Raw genomic sequence first — 18,570 nt, 5'->3', positions numbered from 1 at the left:
CCTTCGGCGATGCACGGTAATGCCGAATGCCGAGTGGCACAAAAAACAGGACAAACCGGGCCAAACCCCTCCAGAATGTGCCACTCGGCGACGAAATATCGTCCGTTGCTGGCGATTACGATGCTGGTGTCGGCGGGAGGGGTGGGGGTCGGCCGGATGCCGGAGCGTCCTAGTCTGCCGCGAGGCGCGCGGTTCGCAACGGCCGAACGGTCGGCGCCGAAGATCGCTGGGGCAGAACGTTTTCGATCTTCAGCCCGCCGCAGCTCCCGGACGACCGGATGCACCCGCGTGGCCGAATGCAGCGTGCCGAATTGGTGCAGGTGGAGCTTCGGCCCCGATCACGGAGGGTTACAGTGCCATCGGCTTCCAGCGCCTTCAGGTCGTGTCGGAGGCAGGTGCTACGGTCTGGTCCGGTTACCGAAGGGACGGGGAAATCGTGGGTGCCAGCATGCAGGCCTATAGCGTCGATGCGAGGGCGTTGGGTCGGATGATCGGCAGTGCTGACCGAAAGTTGTTGGATGGCTTGCTGAATGAACTCGCAGTTGAACTCGACCATCTGGATGTTGCCGCCAAGGCCTGGGGAGAACTGGCTTCCGCTCGGAACGCGCTGACGGCGATGATTCTCGAGCCCAACTACGCTGCCGGCATTCCCGAGCTTTCCAACGATGCCGCGATATACATCTACGTCTTCAAGATGCTGTGCGACCACTACGGCACATCGCTCGACAGCGGCGCATACACCATGAGCTCCGACTGGCTCGCCACCGTGGAAGAAGAGCTCGACGCTGCAGGCGTGTGCTGCGAGCCGAACGAATACTTCGCGGGCGCCACGGAATTGCCGCTGCCCCGCGCGTTCCCCTTCCCGATCGCCGGATGCATCGAGTTCGAGGCAATGGCCGAGATGCATGAGGAGATGGAACAGGCACTATCCGCAGATGTCGATTCCGACGTGCTCGAAACAGTTGGTGAACTGTCGGAGTGGGCATCTGAGTGCCTGAAGGAGCGTCGGGACCTCGTCTGGTTCTTCTTCTGACGTACACATCCCGGACTGCTTCACTGGCAACGCACAACACTGATCTGCCGATGAGCGTGTCACCGCACCTGCGCTAGTGGGCCGTTAATAGACTCCGCCTCGATCAAATCCCAATGGGGAGGCATCGTGTTCAACCAATTCGACCGTGTTGTGGTCACCACCGACGACTTCGAGGGTCTCGGCGTGCCGCGCGGCGCAATCTGCTTCATTCTCGACCTGTACACCAGCGACGAGTTCGAGCTCGACTACCCGGAAGAGGGAACCGGCGCGACCATCCTGACCTTCAGTGCGCGCTCCGATCAGATCCGCCGCCTCGATAAATAGTGCCTTCAGCGCCCTGAAGGTCCTGCCCAGAGACATCCCCTCATGCCGCGACCCGCGCGTTCCAGCGCAGTCGGCATCCTCCCGCGAAAGATCAACGACCCAATCTGGTGAAGTCCGCGTCCAGTTTTACACGGCTGGTTCGTGAGATCCCTGACCAGCGTTGGGACGGGCACTGCTGCCGGTGTCATTCTCTGTTGTAGCCCGGACGCATCGGTCCGCACGGTTCCTGGTGGTGTCGCCCCCGGGAACGCGGGCCCCCGCTACGACGCCTCCTGGTTCGGCGGGCTTCCAGGGACGAATCTTGATGGCATGACAATGCTTTCCATGGAAATCGCAGCCCGGCTTGCCGCCGCCGGGCACAAGGCTGCCGAAGGTATCGGCGTCGCGATGAATATCGCGGTCGTTGATCGGGGCGGGCATCTGTTGTACTTCAGCCGGCGGGACGATGCATTGCTTGGGTGTATCGATCTGGCGCAGCGAAAGGCCAAGACGGCCATTCTTTTTCATATTCCTACCGCGACGCTTGGTGGGATGTCGCGGCCGGATGGGCCGATTTATGGGATCGAGTGGAGTAATGGTGGGCTGGTCTCGTTTGGCGGTGGGCTGCCGATCGCTGATTCGGATGGGCGCGCGATCGGGGCGGTCGGGGTTTCCGGGGGGACCGCTGATCAGGATGTGGAGGTGGCTCGTGCCTGCCTGGCGGCGCTTTGAGGACGCGGTAGCGTCGGGGGCATGATCACTGGCGCGCATACGGTCATTTATGCCGAGGATGCCGTGGCGGCTCGGGCCTTCTTTCGGGATGTGCTCGGGTTGGCGAATGTGGATGCGCATGATGGGTGGCTGATCTTCAAGTCGCCGCCGGCCGAGATTGCGGTTCATCCGGCTGAGCCCGATGACAGTGGGCGGGCCGAGTTCTATCTCATGTGTGATGACCTACTCGCCACTGTGGACGAGTTGCGGTCCAAGGGGGTCGAATTCACCGCTGAGGTCAGTAATGCCGGGTGGGGGCTGCTCACTCGGTTGCGGGTGCCGGGGGCCGGGGAGATCGGGCTGTATCAGCCTCGGCATCCGACGGCTTACGACCTGGCCTGAATGGACGCGGTGCGCCAGGCGGGCACCGATCGGTAGGTTGCGGCGCGCAGCAGCCATTCCACCGGACCGTAGGGGTGTCGTCGTAGCCACCAGACGCTTACCTGCAATTGCGCCAGGTAGGTCGCGATGGCGAGCGCGACGACACCGGCCGGTGGTATCCGATCGGCCAGTGCCAGGCCGTATCCGGTGTAGATCAGCATCATGACGACCGACTGGGCGATGTAGTTGGAGGCGGCCATGCGGCCTGCGGGCGCGAGCCAGACCACCGGGCCTGCCCAGCGATACCGGGTCAGCCACACGATGCCCGCCGCATAACCCAGGCTCAGAAGAGGATTCGCGAGCTCCTGCACGCCGTACCAGTACGCCGGCGTCGATCCGTGCATCGTCTGCACGATCACGCTGACCGTGGAAACCGGCAGTCCCACACCGAAACCGAGGGCCAGTGCGCGCGGCAGCCAGCGGCTGATCCATTCCGCGTCTTCGAAGATCCGCCGCTTGCCGGCCGCGAGTCCGATCAGGAACATGCCCAGTGCCGGAATGCCCTGGCCGAGCAAGGTGAAGAGCATGAACTGCGGCCCGAATGTCAGCTGAGCGGACAAGGTTTCACGGAAATTGCCGGTGTAGCCATCATGCATCCGCTGCAAATCGAAGATCTGCCCCAAACCCGACATGCCGCCGTTGCCGGGCACGAACGCCAGCGACGCGAACGCGATGTACAACACCAGTCCGGTGATGAATGCGGGACGCGGGCGAATCCCGCGCAGCAGCACCAGGATCAGGCACAGCCCGGCGTAGAGGGTGAGAATGTCGCCCAGCCAGAGCAGCAGCACATGCGCCAATCCGACGAGGAACAGGGCGAGGCAGCGGCGCAGTAGTCGAGGTACCGGCGCTGCGCCCGCACGTTGCGCGGCCGCGATCTGCAGGGTGAACGAGTATCCGAACAGGAACGCGAACAGTAGGTAGAACTTTCCCAGGAAGAATCCGTCGACCAGCGCGTACGCGAATCGGTCGGCGGTGCCGTCGAAGATCGGCCGCAGCTCGTCACCCGTGCCCGGCGACGACCACAGCAGCGTCGCCACCGAGGTATTGGTGACCACGATCCCGAACAGCGCGAAGCCTCGCAGACTGTCGACGACACCGATCCGTCGATCCGGCACCACCCCGGACACCTGCGTGACGACCTCCTCCGACATGGTCCTCACGCTAGGTCCGGGCACCTGCCTGCCACATCCATCGCCGACCCTGATTCCCGTGCGACCTCAGCGGTATTGACAGCGATACACAGTCATCCCCACGGGTCACGCGAGCCGTTCACTCGCTTCCGTGAGCTGTCGCCACAGTTCGTCGAACTGTCCGCTCTGCTCGGCGGCGGTCGCGATGGCGGTGAGCTTCTCGGCGGTCCAGACGTCGAGTTCCAGCAGCCGCTGCAAACTTTCCTTCGACATAGCACCGGCGACGGGCAGTAGATCCGCCCAGGCATTCTCGCGCTCGGTGGCGGAGACCATGTGGGTCAGCACCTCCGGTCCCATCCCGGCGGCCAAGTCTGCGATGCGGGCCAAGGTTCGCGCGCTGAGCACCGCGAGGAAGGTGAGCGCCTCGGCGAAGAGATCCTGTTCGTGTGCTGTTTGCAGCACCCCGCGAATGCGGTCGTCGGGCATTTCCATGAGCACCAGATCGAATCGATCTGCCACGGCGTCGAGTTCGGCATTGAACGCCACCATGAGCATGTCCTCGCCGGATTCGACATACGGCAGCACGGCGCGCAATTGTGCATCCGATGCCGCCACGATGAATCTGGCCAGCGTCACGTAGTCCTTGCGGCGCAGCATTTCCCGCAACACCGGCACCATGACGTCCACATCGAAACACTGCACGATCGGGGTAGCGGCATCCGGATCGACATAAGGCGCCACATCACACAGGAACGGCAACGGCACATGCCCGATGAGCGCCGCCGCGCGTTCCGGCGACAGCGAGCTCGCGACCATCCCGCACAGCATCGGCCCGAAGAACCGCGTCGCGATGGCGATCGCGAGACTGTTCGGAATCAGCCCGCTGACCTTGGCCAAACGCCCGAACATGGGCCGATACGGTGCGTCCAGCGCCCGGTACATCCCCTGCCGAACTCGCCGTACGGCGGCCGGATCGCTCTCCAGCAGGAATCCGAGATCCGCGGGCGCGACCTGTAATTCGCGAGCCAGCTTCACCACTTCGGCACGGGCGGCCAGACTCGTCATCAGCACCTCAGAAGAACAGCATGCGGCGCGCGACCGGCCGCAGTAACGGTGGGATGAGGGTGAGACCGCTGTCGATGGCCGCGCTCAATTCCCGTTCGCGCCGATCGCGGGCCCGCTCGAACGCGGCCCGCAGCACCGCGTACTGCCCCTCGTCGAGTTCCCCGAGCGCCTCGATGTCGGCGCGCGCGACCCGGCTGACCCCCAACAGCCGATCGAGTTCCGACACGCCCGTCAGCGTATCCGAATTCGCTTGGGCTCAATGCTGATTCGACTCCCGAAGCAGGTCGATGACCTTGGTCTCGTTCAGTTCGCCGTGCCCGGCCGCGACCAATCGTTCGAAGATGTCCTGCGCGGTGTGCCCGAGCGTGGCCGGACTGCCCACCGCATCGGCCAGCTCGACACCGATCCGGGTGTCCTTCAGACGCAGTGTGCCCGTGAACGCGATATCGCGATCGTGTGCTCCGGCAAGCATTTCGGTGCACATCCGGATCACCGTCGGGCTGGCCGCACCACTGCGCGACAACATCGCGGCGACGGTGTCCAGATCCAGCCCCGCCAGTTCGGCGGTGCGCAATGCTTCGGCGGTGGCCGCGATCTGGATGGAGCCCAGCAGGTTCTGGATGAGCTTGTAGCTCGCCCCCGCTCCGACCGCGCCGAAGTGAACGATATCGACGCACAGCGGTGCCAGCAGCGGGCGGGCCGCGTCCAGATCGACAGGGTCCGCGCCGACGAAAAGGATCAACTGTCCCGCCGCGGCCGCATCCGGCAGCCCGGTAACCGGCGAATCCAGATACCGGAGTCCGTGCGCCGTAGCCTGTTTCGCCAGCTCCAGCACCCACGGCCGGGAAATGGTGGAGAACTCGACCGCGAACGCGTTCGGCGCGTACTCCCCCGCCAGCGCGCCGTCCGCACCCAGCCAGGCCGCCCGCGAGGCGTCGTCATCGGCCACCATCGCGAAAATAGCGTCGACCCCGTGCACGGCCTCGCGCGGTGTCGGGGCGAAAGTCGCGCCCGTCGACACCAATTCGGCCGCCTTCTGCGCCGACCGGTTGAAAACCGTCACCTCGTGCCCGGCCGCGACCATCCGCGCCGCCATCCCCGCACCCATCCGACCCAACCCAAGAAACGCAATCCTCGCCACGACCGCACCCTACCGAGACCGGTCCGGCCCGACGAAACGAGTTTCCCGATAGGCTCCGAAATCGAGCATTGGGGATCGGGATGACGAATTGGCTACTGCTGCGCGGTCTGACCCGCGATCAGCGGCATTGGGGTGAGTTTCCGCAGCAGCTGTCCGAGGCGCTCGGCGCGCGGGTGGAGACCATCGATCCGCCGGGTTTCGGCACCGAGCACGCCCGGCCCTCACCGCGCTCGATACCGGAGATCGTCGACGATATTCGCGCGCGTTTCGACGCCGGCGGCGAGCAATGGTCGGTGCTCGGCATTTCGCTGGGCGGCATGATGGCGATGAACTGGTGCGCCCGCTATCCCAGCGATTTCGAACGCTGCGTGGTCGTGAACACCAGCGGCCCCGCACTTTTCCGCCCGCACGAATTCAACTGGGGCGTCTTGCCCGTCTTCGCGGGCCGCGCCTTGCGCACGGATCTGGCGCACGAATCCGCAGTGCTGGGCCTGACCGCCAACAGTCCGGCCCTCGATGTGGCATCGCTCGCTCGGACCTGGGCGCAGTACCAGGCCGATGCGCGCCCCCTGCCCGCCAGCATTCTGGGTCAGCTCATGGCCGCCGCGACTTTCCGTCTCCCCCGGCGTGTCCCGGTCCCGCTGCTGATCCTGGCCTCCCGCGCCGACCGCCTCGCTCCCTATCAGATGTCGGAGCGCCTGGCCGCGCGCTTCGCGGCCCCGCTGCGCCTGCACGACGCCGCCGGGCACGATCTGCCCCTCGACGATGCCGCCTGGGTCTGCGACAACGTCGCCGAATGGCTCACGCCCGCGCCCTGATTCACCGACACCCGGCGTGGGTGATCTCGAGCGCCCGGAGTCGTTCGAGCGCTTCGACACCGGCCGATCCCGGCGGCGGCGTGAACATGCGCAGCCGCTGATCCTCGCTGTCGGTCCGCAGCATCTCGAAGTCGAATTCGATCGGCCCGACGATCGGGTGCACGATGCGCAGGCGACTGCGGCGTCGCACGGCGACCTCGTGCCGCTGCCACAGGTCGGCGAATTCCGGGCTGGCGGTGGTGAGTTCGTCGACGAGTGCGGTCGAAGCCCGGTCGTAGCCGCGACGGGTGGCGGCCGCACGCAGATCCGCGACCCGTTCGCGGCTGAGATCGTCGTGCTCTTCGGCGGGGTAGGCCGCTCGCACGGACGGCATGGTGAACCAGCGCCAGGCGATATTGCGATCACGTTCTGCGAGGTCGCACACGCATCCGAACAGCGCTTCGGCCAACGCGTTCTGAGCCAGCAGGTCACCGAGATCGGTCAGCAGCTGAGCCGGCGTGTCCCCCAACCGATCCAGCAGATACAACAGCGCGGGCCGGATCTCCTCCCCCGCCCGCGGCCCCTCGGGCGGGCGATGCCCCGCCAGCAGGTACAGGTGATCCCGCTCGTCCGCATTCAACCGCAAGGTCCGGGCGAGCGCCGCCAGAATCTGCGTCGACGGCTGCGACCCCCGCGCCTGCTCGATTCGCATCACATAATCGGCCGACACCCCGGCCAATTGGGCCAACTCCTCGCGCCGCAGTCCCGGCGTCCGTCGCCGCGGCCCCACCTCCAGCCCCACCTCGTCGGGCCCGAGCCGCTCGCGCGAACGCCGCAGAAAGTCCGCCAATTTCTCCCGATCCATGGCCATGATCAACCATCTTTCCCCGCAACTTCTTTCACACCGTCACCGAGGCGGACGGTCGGTGCGTCGCTGGTGATTCTGCGCGGGCGGCGAGCGGGCCGTGGCCGGGTCGCGGGTCGGCCGTCGGGCAGTAGCGCGATCTGCTCGGTGATCGGATCGGTGACCGGCGTGGTCTCGACCAGATCCGGCATCTCGCCGCCACCGGGAAGTTCATCGTCGAGAATCGGCTCGCCGAGCCCGAAGCGGTGCTGCAGCTTCTTCAACCAGGCTGGCGCCCACCAGCAGTCGTCACCCAGCAACTTCATCGTGGCGGGCACCAGCAGCATGCGGAGGACCGTGGCGTCGATGATCAAGGCCGAGACCATGCCGAACGCGATGTACTTCATCATCACCAGGTCCGAGAAAGCGAACGCACCGGTGACCACCAGCAGGATGAGGGCGGCCGCGGTGATGATGCGGCCGGTTTGCGCGGTGCCGATCCGCACCGCCTCGGTGGTGCTCGCGCCGCGAGCGCGGGCTTCGACCATGCGGGACAACAGGAATACCTCGTAGTCGATCGACAGCCCGAAGATGATCGCGAGGATCAGCACGAGCACCGGCGAGGTGATCGGTTGCGGAGTGAACCCCAGCAGTGCCGCCCCGTGCCCGTCGATGAATATCCACGTCAGGATCCCGAGGGTGGAGCCGAGCCCGAGCGCGCTCATCAGTGCGGCCTTGATCGGCAGCACCACCGAACCGAAGGTGAGGAACATCAGCACCATCGTGACCAGCACGACCGACCCGATCATCAGCGGCATTCGGCTCAGCAATGAGTCGATGCTGTCCTGTTGAATGGCGGGCTGCCCACCGACGAGAACCGTTGTGCCATCGGGTATGTCGATCGACCGCAGATACTCGATCGTCGCCGCGGCCTTGTCATTGTCGGCGAGTGCCGCCGACGTGGCCCAGACGTCGGTTCCGCTCGGCGGCGTGTTCGCGATCTTGAAGATGGCATTCGGGGCCAGGCCCGGGGCCTTGTTGGCCTGGTCGAGGATCGGGCCGACATTGCGCGGATTGTCGGTGGTGATCACCAATTCGATCGGATCGGCCGTGCGGATCGGAAACAGCCGATCGAAGTCGGCCTGCGCCACCCTGGTCGCGTTGGTCGGTGGCAGGTAGGTCTCATTGAGCCCGCCGAACGCCAGATTCTTCACCGGAATAATCAGGAGCAGCAGCAGAATCGTCAGCGGGACTAGAACTTTGACGGGATTTCGCATCACCCAGGTGGTAAGTCGGCCCCAGAATCCGTTCTCCACTTCCGCAGCGGTCTTCGTCTTGCGTAGTCGTTTCCACCCGAACTTGTCCACGCGCGGGCCCAGCACCGACAGCATGGCCGGCAGCAGGGTGACCGCGGTGACCGCTGCCAGCAGCACGGCCGCCATGGTGCCGTAGGCCACCGATTTGAGGAATCCCTGCGGGAACAACAGCATGCCCGAACTGGCGACGATGATCATCGTGGCGGAGGAGGCGACCGTGCGCCCGGCCGTCATCAAGGTGCGGCGCACCGCGACACGGGTGTCGTAGCCTTCGGCGAGTTCCTCCCGGAACCGGCTGACGATGAACAGCCCGTAGTCGATCGCGAGACCGAAGCCGATCATCGAAACGACGGCGCTCACAAACGAATTCACCTCGGTGAACTTCGTGATCACCATGACGATCCCGGTGGCCCCGACAATGGTGAGCCCGCCGACGATCAGCGGCAGCGAGGCCGCGACGAGGCCGCCGAAAATGAGGACGAGCAGGATCGCCACGGCGGGCAGCGCCAGCTCTTCCATTCGGCGCTGGTCCTGATTCATCGTGTCGAACAGGGTGCCGGCGACCGGCTGCAATCCGGCGACCTGCACGGTGACGCCGGGGATATAGAAGGCGTTCTCGACCTCCCGGAAATGGCGCATGGTGGTGGCGTCGTCGTCACCTTTGATCGCGACCGAGGCGAAAGCATGCTGTTTGTCGGCGGTACCCGTCACCTTCGGGGCGAATTCACCGGTGTCGGTCTTCCAATAGGCGCCGTTGATCTTGCTGATCTGGTCCGGATGGTCCTTGGGCAGGCTGTTGAGGTTGTCGACGATCTTCTTGCTGAACGCCGGATCGTCGATGCTGCTGCCCGCGGGCGCGGTGTAGAGCAGCAGGACATCCGAAATATGGTCGCGCCCGTAGGTCTTGTCCTTCAGCTGCGCGGCCCGCGCCGACGGGGAGGTCGGATCGTCCAAACCGCCCGTGGTGAGATGGTCTTGGAGTCCCAGCCCGTAAGCGCCCAGGGCCAGCAGCCCACCCACTACGACACCGATCACCGCGTAGCGGAATCGATAGATCAAGTCCCGCTTCATATTTTGCGACGCTAGCGATCGAATCCGAATAGGAACACCGCCGTCACCCCGGAACCGGCCATTCCTGTCCACTTCATTAGCGCTTCCACAACGATCTCTCATACCGAGGCCCGGGTAATCTTCGGCAAATGTTCGAAGGCACTCTCCCCGCGCGCACGGCCGCACTGGTCCACGCCGCAGCGCTGCGCGCGGGTCTGTCTCCCGTTGAGCTGAGCGCTATCCCGGGACTGGATCCGGGTCTGTTCACCGAGCAGTCGCTGCGGATCTCTTCTGGAGCGGTATGGCGGATCTGGGAGTTGCTCGACGCGGCCGAGGGCCCCACGGCGGGCCGGCTCGTTGTCGACACGGCCGAACGCGGCCGCCTCGGGGTGTGGGATTACCTGTTCTCGAGCGGTCCGACCCTGGCCGAGAGCCTGCATACGATGTGCGAGCTGAAATCGGTGGTGTCGACGCCTTCGGTCGGCAGTTCCACCGTCGTCGACGGGGGCATTCTCACCGTCTACGACACCACATCCTCCGCTGTCACCGAGGTCATCCCGGCCATGGAGGTGTTCCTGCTCGGCCTGGTCCTGCGCCGCATGCGCGAGGCGACCGGCGAGCACCTCGTCCCCGTCCGGGTGGCGCTCACCCAGCCCTCGCCCCGCAACCATCGCGGCCTGATCGAGGAATTCGGCACCGCGCGAATCGAATTCGACGCCCCCTGTTCCGCGCTCACCTTCATCGACGTCGGTCGCCTGCCCACCTGCAGCGACCCGCACCTGGCGCGGATCTACCGCCACCATGCCGAACTCCAGCTGGCCTCGTTCCGGGTGCATGGTGATTGGGACGGGCTGCTGCGCAACGCGATCCACGGATCGCTCACGCACGGCTCGATCGAACTGAACGATGTCGCCCATCGCATGTCGATCAGCCCGCGCACCCTGCAGCGCCGTCTGCACGAACGCGGCACCACCTGGCGCGACGCCCTCGACTCGGTCCGCCTCGAGCAGGCGACCCGGCTGTTGCGGGAGACCGAACTGCCCGTCGATGTCATCGCCGCCCGGATCGGCTACGCCGACGCCCGTGCCTTCCGTCGCGCCTTCATTCGCTGGAAGGATGTGCCCCCCAACACTTTCCGCAAGCATCACCGCGCACCGAGCGCGGACCTGGCGAGCGTCGGCCGCGCCGATCGGACAGGCTAGGACGGCCGCTCCTAGGGGACACTCTCCGCTCCTCATCGCCATCCGTCGCTGGCATCGTCGATCTCGTCGAAGCAAGCAGACAGGAGAGCGACATGAACGAGATCACGGTGGGAAACGCACACGTGCCGTATCGGGTGCAGGGCACCGGACGACCGCTGGTGCTGGTGCACGGGACGAGCGCGGGATCACGCAACTGGGACGGGGTGGCCGGGGCGTTCACCGACATCAGAACGGTAGTGCTGCCGGATCTTTCGGGCAGCGACGCAGCGCGAGATGACGGTGGCGAGCTGACGCTGGAACTCCTGGCCGAGCAGGTGGCCGCGGTGATCGAGGCGGTGGGTTCGGAGCCTGCGGATGTGGTGGGCCACTCCATGGGTGCGCCGGTGGTCGCCGCGCTGGCGGCGGTGCGGCCCGATCTGGTCCGCCGACTGGTGCTGGTCACCGGTGTCGCGGGTCAGCGCGATGAATACTTCCGCAACGTCATGACCGTGTGGCGCGAACTGGCGGACGCCCCCGACACTTTCGCCCGGTTCGCGATGCTGGTCGCCTTCAGTCGAACTCACCTCGCGACCCTGGATCGGGCCGCGGTCGAGGAATTGGCGCTGGCCTATCGACCGACGCCGGGCCGGTTGCGGCAGATGGAGCTGGTGCAGCGGCTCGATGCCCGCGACCACCTCCCCCTGATCCAGGCTCCGACGCTGGCGATCGCTTGCACCCGGGATGCGGTGGTCTCCGTGGAGAATCCGCGCGAACTGGCCGCCGCCATCCCGGACTCTTCCTACGTGGAGCTGGACTGCGGGCACATGCCGATGTTCGAGAAGCCCGACGAGCTGGTGAAGCTCGTGCGCGACTTCATCGAGTGAATTGTCTAGTGCCCGACTCGTTCCCAGCCGCGCTTGGGCGCGGACTCCCCCAGTTGCCCGGTGTCACGACTGCGATAGACCACGTACGGCCGGGTCAGGTATCCGACCGGCGCGGAGAAGACGTGCACCAGGCGGCTGAAGGGCCAGAACGCGAACAGCGCACACGCGGACAGGATGTGCAGCTTGAACAAGAAGGGCGCGTGGACCATCAGGTCCGGCTGGGGCTGGAAGCAGAAGACGGACCGGAACCAGGGCGCGATGTCCTCGCGGTAGTTGTGCGGATTGCCGGTCAGGTTGCCGTACAACGTGGCACTCAGGCCCAACGTCAGGGTCAAGGCCAGCAGCACATACATGATCTTGTCGTTGCGGGTGGTGGCCGAGAACACCGGGCCGACGGTGCGGCGTCGATAGATGAGGATGATCAGCCCGGCCACCGTGGCGAAACCGGCGATCGCGCCCATGCTGTACGAGCCCGCGTGATAAGTACTTTCGCTGATCCCGATCTTGTCGGTCCACCCCTGTGGGATCAACAGCCCGATCACGTGCCCGAAGAACACCATCATGATGCCGAAGTGGAACAGCGGCGAACCCAGTCGCAACAGCCGGTTCTCGTAGACCTGCGAGGAGCGGGTCGTCCACCCGAACTTGTCGAAGCGATACCGCCAGACCAGGCCGACGAGGAAGGTCGCGAGCGCGATGTACGGGACGGCCACCCAGAGCAGGTGATCCACGGCGGTGAGAGTCATCGGCGTCCTCCGATCATCTGCGGCATGCCGAGCATGTCCGGCTGGTGTACCGGTGGCGCGAACGGTTCCAATCCGACGCCCTCGTCCGCGGGGCCGTCCGCGATCAGTCGGACCACGGCCTCACGCTCGGTGCCGTGCAGCGGGCGCAGGGTCGCCGACACCGACTCCAGCACGCCCGCCCAGGGAGAATCGGCGTCCCGCAAGGCCATCCGCATGACCTCGATGCTCGCGCGGTGTTCCTCGAGCAGGGACCGTCCCGGGATCGGATGCGCCGCCGCGAATTCGAGCGCGACCGCCAGATGGTCGGGCAGTTCGTCGTCGCCCGGCGCGAGTCCGGCGGCGAGATAGACCTGTTTGATCTTCAGCAGGGCCATCCCGCGTCTGCGGGTGTCGCCGCAGAAGAACCAGGTCAGGTACGGGCTGAAGCGCTTCCGTTGGTCGAAGGTGTCGACGTACGCGCTGGCGGTGGTGAGCGGCCGGGTGGTCTCCAGATAGGTCAGCATGCGCTGCAAAGGTGCACCGACCGCCACGGGCAGTGCCGAGGCGACCCGCGCCAGCATGGGAAGTGAATCCAGCAGCGCCGCATCGGGATATCCGAGCAGCAGCGATTGCACCTGCCAGGCGGCACGTTCTTCGGACTCGCCGAGGATGGGCTGTGCGGTTCCGCGCCTCATGTGCGGTCGGTCCCGTTCTCGGACATGAGCCCGTCGAGGCTGCAAGCGGTGACGAGCTCCTCGAGCCCGTGCGCCTGTTCGGCGTGCGCGGCCGGAATCACATAGCGCTCGGCATATTTGGCGACCGCCAGCAGCCGGAACATCTCGGAGATCTCCGCCTCGGTCATGCCGACCTTGGCGGCGATCTCCGGCCGGGTGTCGCGGCCGAGGTTCACGTCGCGCATGTAGCTGCGCATCGCGGCCAGCCTGCGTAGCACGCCGTTGACGGTCTCGGTGTCACCGGCGGTGAACAGCTCGGCGAGATACTCGACCGGGATGCGCAACGCCTCGATGGCGGCGAAGAGATTGCCGTGGTCCTCGGCGTCGTGGCCGGTGTCGCGCAGCGCGTCGACCACCGGCGACAGCGGCGGGATGTACCAAACCATCGGAACCGTGCGGTATTCCGGATGCAGCGGCAGTGCCACCTTGTACTTGCGGATCAGTGCGTAGACCGGCGAGTTCTGGGCCGCCTGGATCCAGTCGCGCGGCATGCCCTCCCGCTCGCACGCGGCAATGACCTCCGGATCGAACGGATCGAGGAACGCATCCCGTTGCGCCGCATACAGATCCTGCTCGTTCGGTGTCGCCGCCACCTGCGCCACCGTGTCGGCGTCGTAGAGCATCACTCCGATGTAGCGCAGCCGCCCGACGCAGGTCTCCGCGCACACCGTCGGCAGCCCGACCTCGATGCGCGGGAAGCAGAACGTGCATTTCTCGGCCTTGCCGGTGCGGTGATTGAAGAACACCTTCTTGTACGGGCACCCCGACACGCACATCCGCCAGCCGCGGCAGCGGTCCTGATCCACCAGCACGATGCCGTCCTCGGCGCGCTTGTAGATCGCGCCCGACGGACAGGACGCCGCGCAGGCCGGATTGAGGCAGTGCTCGCAGATGCGCGGCAGATAGAACATGAAGGTGCGCTCGAACTCGAACTTCACCTTGTCGCCGAGCTTCTTCACGATCGGGTCGGCGGTCGCCAGTTCCGGTGCGCCGCCGAGGTTGTCGTCCCAGTTGGCCGACCAGGTGACCTTGGTGTCCTGACCGGTGAGCAAGGACTTGGGCCGGGCCACCGGGGTGTGCTGCTGCACGGGCGCGGTGGTCAGCGTCTCGTAGTCGTAGGTCCAGGGCTCGTAGTAGTCCTCGAGCTCCGGCAGCAGTGGATTGTCGAAAATGGTGACCAGCTTGCGCAACCGGCTGCCGCCGCGCAGCTTCAACCGGCCCTTACGGTTGAGTTCCCAGCCACCGCGCCACCGCTCCTGATCCTCGTAGGTGCGCGGATATCCCTGCCCCGGGCGGGTTTCCACATTGTTGAACCAGACATATTCGACGCCGGCCCGATTGGTCCAGGTCTGTTTGCAGGTCACCGAGCAGGTGTGGCAGCCGATGCACTTGTCGAGGTTCATCACCATCGCGAGTTGCGCCATGGGCTTCATCGGTATCGAACCTCCTGGTCGGTGCGGCGGCGGATGACCGTCACCTCGTCACGCTGGTTTCCGGTGGGGCCCAGATAGTTGAAGGCGAAGGACAATTGGGCGTAGCCGCCGATGAGATGGGTCGGCTTGATCAGCAGCCGGGTCAGCGAGTTGTGGATGCCGCCACGCTTGCCGGAGGTCTCCGCCAGCGGGACGTCGATGAGCCGGTCCTGGGCGTGGTTCATGTAGACCGTGCCCTCGGGCATGCGGTGCGTGACGACGGCACGGGCCGCGACCACACCGTTGCGGTTGACGGCCTCGATCCAGTCGTTGTCGCGGATACCGAGTTTCGCGGCATCCAGGTTCGACATCCAGATGTGCGGGCCGCCGCGCGAGAGGCTCAGCATGAACAGGTTGTCCTGGTACTCGGAATGGATCGACCACTTGGAGTGAGGGGTCAGATAACGCAGCGTCAGCCCGGCCTCGCCGTGTTCGCCCAGCGGCGGTTCGGCGAACAGGGCGGTCATGTTCAGCGGCGGCCGGTACACCGGCAGCTGCTCGCCGACCTCTTCGATCCAGTCGTGATCGAGGAAGAAGTGTTGGCGTCCGGTCAGCGTGTGCCAGGGCTTGTTCCGCTCCACATTGACCGTGAACGGTGAGTAGCGGCGACCGCCGGTCTCGGAACCGGACCATTCCGGCGAGGTGATCACCGGCACCGGCGCGACCTGGGTGTCGGCGAAGGTGACCTGCTTGCCCTCGTGCTCGGCGGACAGGTCGGCCAGTTGTGTGCCGGTGCGCTGCTCGAGCTTCCTGAAACCCTGGGTCGCCAAGTGCCCGTTCGTGGTTCCCGACATGGCCAGGATCGCCTCGCAGGCGTCGACATCGCGCTTCAGCGAGGGTCGCCCGTCTGCCGGGCCGCCGTGCACGATCCCATTCTTGGCGCGCAGGTAGTCGATCTCGCGCTCGACGTCGTAGGTGATGCCCTTGGTGGTCGCGCCCAGTTTCTCCAGCAGCGGGCCGAGCGCACCCATCTTGGCGAACACGGCCGGGTAGTCGCGTTCCACGACTGTCAGGCGTGGCATGGTCTTGCCCGGAATCGGTTCGCATTCACCGGCTTTCCAGTCCCTGACCACGCCGTGCGGATTGGCCATCTGGTCCGGGGTGTCGTGCTGCAGCGGCGTCGCGACCAGGTCCTTGCGGACACCCAGGTGCCTGCGCGCCAGCTTGCTGAACGCCTCGCCGATGGTCATGAACGCGTCCCAGTCGGTGCGCGTCTGCCACGGCGGCGCGATGGCGGGACTGAAGGAGTGGACGTAGGGATGCATGTCCGTGGAGGACAGGTCGTGCTTCTCGTACCAGGTGGCGGCGGGCAGCACCACGTCGGAGAACACCGTGGTGCTGGTCATCCGGAAGTCCAGGGTCACCAGCAGATCCAGCTTGCCGTCGGGTGCTTCCTCGCGCCACACCACATCCTCGGGGCGATTCTCCGGTGGAGCGTCCTCGGCACGCAGCGAATTGTCCGCGCCCAGCAGATGTTTGAGGAAATACTCGTTGCCCTTGGCAGATGACCCGAGCAGGTTCGATCGCCAGATGGTCAGCAGCCTCGGGAAGTTCTGCGGATTGTCCGGGTCCGTACCAGCGAAGCCCAGCTCCCCGGATTTCAGCTGAGAGACAACGTAATCCGAGGGATCGACCCCGGCCGCCTCGGCTTCGTCGACGATGTCGAGCGGGTTGCGGTCGAAGGTCGGGAACGACGGCATCCAGCCCATGCGGGCGGTCTGTGCGAGCAGGTCCGCGGTCGTCTTACCCGCGAAACGCCCCTTACCGTTGGTGGTGGTCAGCTCGTTGGCATTGAACGGGTCATAGCGGAACTGATCGGTGTGCAGATACCAGTACGCGGTCTGGATCATCTGCCGAGGTGGTCGCGTCCAGTCCAGCGCCATGGCGACCTGCGCCCACCCGGTCTGCGGCCGCAGCTTCTCCTGGCCGACGTAGTGTGCCCAGCCGCCGCCGTTGACGCCCTGGCAGCCGGTCAGCGTGGTCAGCGCCAGGAACGCGCGGTAGATGGTGTCGGAGTGGAACCAGTGGTTGGTGCCCGCGCCCAGCAGAATCATCGACCGGCCCTTGGATTCCTCTGCGTTGGCAGCGAATTCGCGTCCGATGCGGGCGGCGCTGTCGGCCGGAACGCCGGTGATAGTCTCCTGCCAGGCTGGGGTTCCCGGGTGGGTGGCGTCGTCGTAGCCGCCGGGCCATTCACCCGGCAGGCCGGGCCGGTGGACTCCGTAGCGGGCCAGCAGCAGATCGAAGACCGTGGTGACCAGGTGCCCGCCGACGGTGCGGGTCGGGACGCCACGCTCGAGGTGACCGGCCGTGCCGTCGGGAGTGTCGAAGCGGGGCAGGGTGACCGTGACCGCGCCCGCGGTGCCCATCGACAGCATCGGATCGACGCCCTCGAGGTTCAGGTTCCACTTGCCGAGACCGTCGTCGCCGTAGCGGAAGCCGAGAGAACCGTTGGGCACCAAGGGCTTTCCCTCGCTGTCCAGCAGGACGGTCTTGAACTCGGCGTTCTCTTCGCCCACGAATTCGGGCAGATCGGCCGCGGTGAGGAACTTGCCCGGCCGGAAGCCGTTCTCGCCCTGCTCCAGTCGCACCAGGAACGGCAGGTCGGTGTAGCGCTGCACGTAGTCCTGGAAGTACGGGACCTGCCGATCGACGAAGAACTCCCGCAGGATCACATGTCCCATGGCCATCGCCAGCGCACCGTCGGTGCCGGGATGCGGGGCCAGCCACTCGTCAGCGAACTTCACGTTGTCGGCATAGTCGGGCGCGATGGAGACGACCTTCTGACCCCGGTAGCGCGCCTCGGCCATCCAATGCGCGTCAGGGGTGCGAGTCACCGGGACATTCGAGCCCCACATCACGAGATAGCCCGCGTCCCACCAATCTCCGGACTCGGGGACGTCGGTCTGGTCGCCGAAGACCTGCGGCGAGGCCACCGGCAGGTCGGCATAAAAGTCGTAGAACGACAGCATGCAGCCGCCGACCAGGGACATGAAGCGGGACCCGGCCGCGAACGAAGCCATGGACATGGCCGGAATCGGCGAGAAACCCGCGATTCGGTCGGGGCCGAAGGCTTTCACCGTGTGCACATGGGCCGCGGCGATGAGCTCGACGGCTTCCTCCCAGGTGGCCCGCACCAGCCCGCCCCGTCCGCGCACGCTCTTGTAGGCGCGGGTCTTGTCCGGGTCGTCAACGATCGACGCCCACGCCAGCACCGGATCCCCGGTGCGCGCCTTGGCTTCTCGGTACAACTCCAGCAGCGCCCCGCGCACGTAGGGGTAGCGCACCCGGGTGGGCGAGTAGGTGTACCAGGAGAACGCGGCCCCGCGCGGACAGCCGCGCGGCTCATACTCGGGGCGGTCCGGGCCGGTGCTGGGATAGTCCGTCGCCTGGGTCTCCCAGGTGATGATGCCGTCCTTGACATACACCTTCCAGGAACACGAACCGGTGCAGTTGACGCCGTGCGTGGAGCGCACCACCTTGTCGTGGGACCAGCGGTCGCGATAGAAGTCGTCGGCTTGCCTTCCACCGCGCAGGTATTCGCTGCGCAGGTCCGGCGACATCTCGGTGCGGGTGAAGAAGCGCCGCGAGCGGATGAGCGCCTCGGTCAGCTCGCCGTCCACCACATCGGTGCTGTGCTCTCGCCCCATCTACCCTTACCTCTCACCGTGTCGCGGCCTGCGTCGCGCGATCGATGAGCCGAGCACACGAACAGTCCGAACCTACCGGCAAATTTTGGG

General features: G+C 65.9%; 17 protein-coding genes. 7 read left to right on the top strand and 10 right to left on the bottom strand.

What is annotated here, in order from left to right; all coding sequences use genetic code 11:
* Positions 1-436: 436 nt before the first annotated feature.
* The 4 genes from ACFXHA_RS01130 (at position 437) to ACFXHA_RS01115 (ending at position 2,449) form a co-directional block, all read left to right on the top strand.
* The gene (locus tag ACFXHA_RS01130) at positions 437-1,033 is read left to right on the top strand and encodes a hypothetical protein (RefSeq protein ID WP_379351980.1); all 597 of its coding nucleotides are present in this window, start codon (positions 437-439) and stop codon (positions 1,031-1,033) included.
* A gap of 126 nt (positions 1,034-1,159) precedes the next feature.
* Complete coding sequence (locus tag ACFXHA_RS01125; protein ID WP_379351979.1) at positions 1,160-1,357, top strand: hypothetical protein; 198 nt, start codon at positions 1,160-1,162, stop codon at positions 1,355-1,357.
* A 309-nt stretch (positions 1,358-1,666) separates the two neighbouring features.
* On the top strand, positions 1,667-2,068 hold the full coding sequence (locus tag ACFXHA_RS01120; protein ID WP_379351978.1) for a heme-binding protein: 402 nt from the start codon (positions 1,667-1,669) through the stop codon (positions 2,066-2,068).
* A gap of 21 nt (positions 2,069-2,089) precedes the next feature.
* Positions 2,090-2,449 (top strand): VOC family protein, encoded by a 360-nt coding sequence (locus ACFXHA_RS01115; RefSeq protein ID WP_379351977.1) that lies wholly within the window; start codon positions 2,090-2,092, stop codon positions 2,447-2,449.
* Here the strand turns inward: ACFXHA_RS01115 and ACFXHA_RS01110 are convergent.
* The 4 genes from ACFXHA_RS01110 to ACFXHA_RS01095 form a co-directional block, all read right to left on the bottom strand.
* The gene (locus ACFXHA_RS01110) at positions 2,434-3,642 is read right to left on the bottom strand and encodes a DUF418 domain-containing protein (protein ID WP_379351976.1); all 1,209 of its coding nucleotides are present in this window, start codon (positions 3,640-3,642) and stop codon (positions 2,434-2,436) included. The genes ACFXHA_RS01115 and ACFXHA_RS01110 overlap by 16 nt on opposite strands.
* Before the next feature lie 105 nt (positions 3,643-3,747).
* A complete protein-coding gene (locus ACFXHA_RS01105; RefSeq protein ID WP_379351975.1) occupies positions 3,748-4,686 on the bottom strand; it encodes a hypothetical protein in 939 nt (312 codons plus the stop codon).
* A 7-nt stretch (positions 4,687-4,693) separates the two neighbouring features.
* Positions 4,694-4,912, bottom strand: coding sequence for a hypothetical protein (locus ACFXHA_RS01100; RefSeq protein WP_379351974.1), 219 nt, complete (start codon positions 4,910-4,912; stop codon positions 4,694-4,696).
* 30 nt (positions 4,913-4,942) lie between these two features.
* Positions 4,943-5,827 (bottom strand): NAD(P)-dependent oxidoreductase, encoded by an 885-nt coding sequence (locus ACFXHA_RS01095; RefSeq protein ID WP_379351973.1) that lies wholly within the window; start codon positions 5,825-5,827, stop codon positions 4,943-4,945.
* Positions 5,828-5,907: 80 nt separating this feature from the next.
* Between ACFXHA_RS01095 and ACFXHA_RS01090 the strand changes: the two genes are divergently transcribed.
* Positions 5,908-6,645 (top strand): alpha/beta fold hydrolase, encoded by a 738-nt coding sequence (locus ACFXHA_RS01090; RefSeq protein WP_379351972.1) that lies wholly within the window; start codon positions 5,908-5,910, stop codon positions 6,643-6,645.
* A gap of 1 nt (position 6,646) precedes the next feature.
* Here the strand turns inward: ACFXHA_RS01090 and ACFXHA_RS01085 are convergent, their stop codons facing one another.
* Positions 6,647-7,489 carry a helix-turn-helix transcriptional regulator gene (locus ACFXHA_RS01085; protein ID WP_379353397.1) on the bottom strand — a complete coding sequence of 281 codons (843 nt, stop codon included), beginning with the start codon at positions 7,487-7,489 and terminating at the stop codon, positions 6,647-6,649.
* An 8-nt stretch (positions 7,490-7,497) separates the two neighbouring features.
* Positions 7,498-9,855, bottom strand: a complete 2,358-nt coding sequence (locus tag ACFXHA_RS01080; protein WP_379351971.1) for an MMPL family transporter — start codon at positions 9,853-9,855, stop codon at positions 7,498-7,500.
* A gap of 128 nt (positions 9,856-9,983) precedes the next feature.
* Here ACFXHA_RS01080 and ACFXHA_RS01075 point away from each other — a divergent pair, with 128 nt between their 5' ends.
* Entirely contained in the window at positions 9,984-11,036 is a 1,053-nt protein-coding gene (locus tag ACFXHA_RS01075) for a helix-turn-helix domain-containing protein (RefSeq protein ID WP_379351970.1), read from the top strand.
* Positions 11,037-11,128: 92 nt separating this feature from the next.
* A complete protein-coding gene (locus ACFXHA_RS01070) occupies positions 11,129-11,899 on the top strand; it encodes an alpha/beta fold hydrolase (protein WP_379351969.1) in 771 nt (256 codons plus the stop codon).
* 5 nt (positions 11,900-11,904) lie between these two features.
* On the opposite strand, the gene narI is transcribed toward ACFXHA_RS01070, so the two are convergent.
* The 4 genes from narI to ACFXHA_RS01050 are packed head-to-tail and all read right to left on the bottom strand — an operon-like array spanning position 11,905 to position 18,480.
* A complete protein-coding gene (gene narI, locus ACFXHA_RS01065) occupies positions 11,905-12,645 on the bottom strand; it encodes a respiratory nitrate reductase subunit gamma (RefSeq protein WP_379351968.1) in 741 nt (246 codons plus the stop codon).
* Positions 12,642-13,319, bottom strand: coding sequence for a nitrate reductase molybdenum cofactor assembly chaperone (gene narJ / locus ACFXHA_RS01060; protein ID WP_379351967.1), 678 nt, complete (start codon positions 13,317-13,319; stop codon positions 12,642-12,644). The genes narI and narJ overlap by 4 nt, the downstream gene beginning before the upstream one ends.
* A complete protein-coding gene (narH, locus tag ACFXHA_RS01055; RefSeq protein WP_379351966.1) occupies positions 13,316-14,791 on the bottom strand; it encodes a nitrate reductase subunit beta in 1,476 nt (491 codons plus the stop codon). The genes narJ and narH overlap by 4 nt, the downstream gene beginning before the upstream one ends.
* Positions 14,788-18,480, bottom strand: coding sequence for a nitrate reductase subunit alpha (locus tag ACFXHA_RS01050; protein ID WP_379351965.1), 3,693 nt, complete (start codon positions 18,478-18,480; stop codon positions 14,788-14,790). Before ACFXHA_RS01050 ends, narH begins: the two co-directional genes overlap by 4 nt.
* Positions 18,481-18,570: the final 90 nt, after the last annotated feature.

Source organism: Nocardia sp. NPDC059240 (genome assembly GCF_042753865.1).
In the GTDB taxonomy this organism is placed as follows: domain Bacteria; phylum Actinomycetota; class Actinomycetes; order Mycobacteriales; family Mycobacteriaceae; genus Nocardia.
Note: the sequence above shows the minus strand (reverse complement) of the source record. Positions and strands in the feature narration are given on the sequence as shown.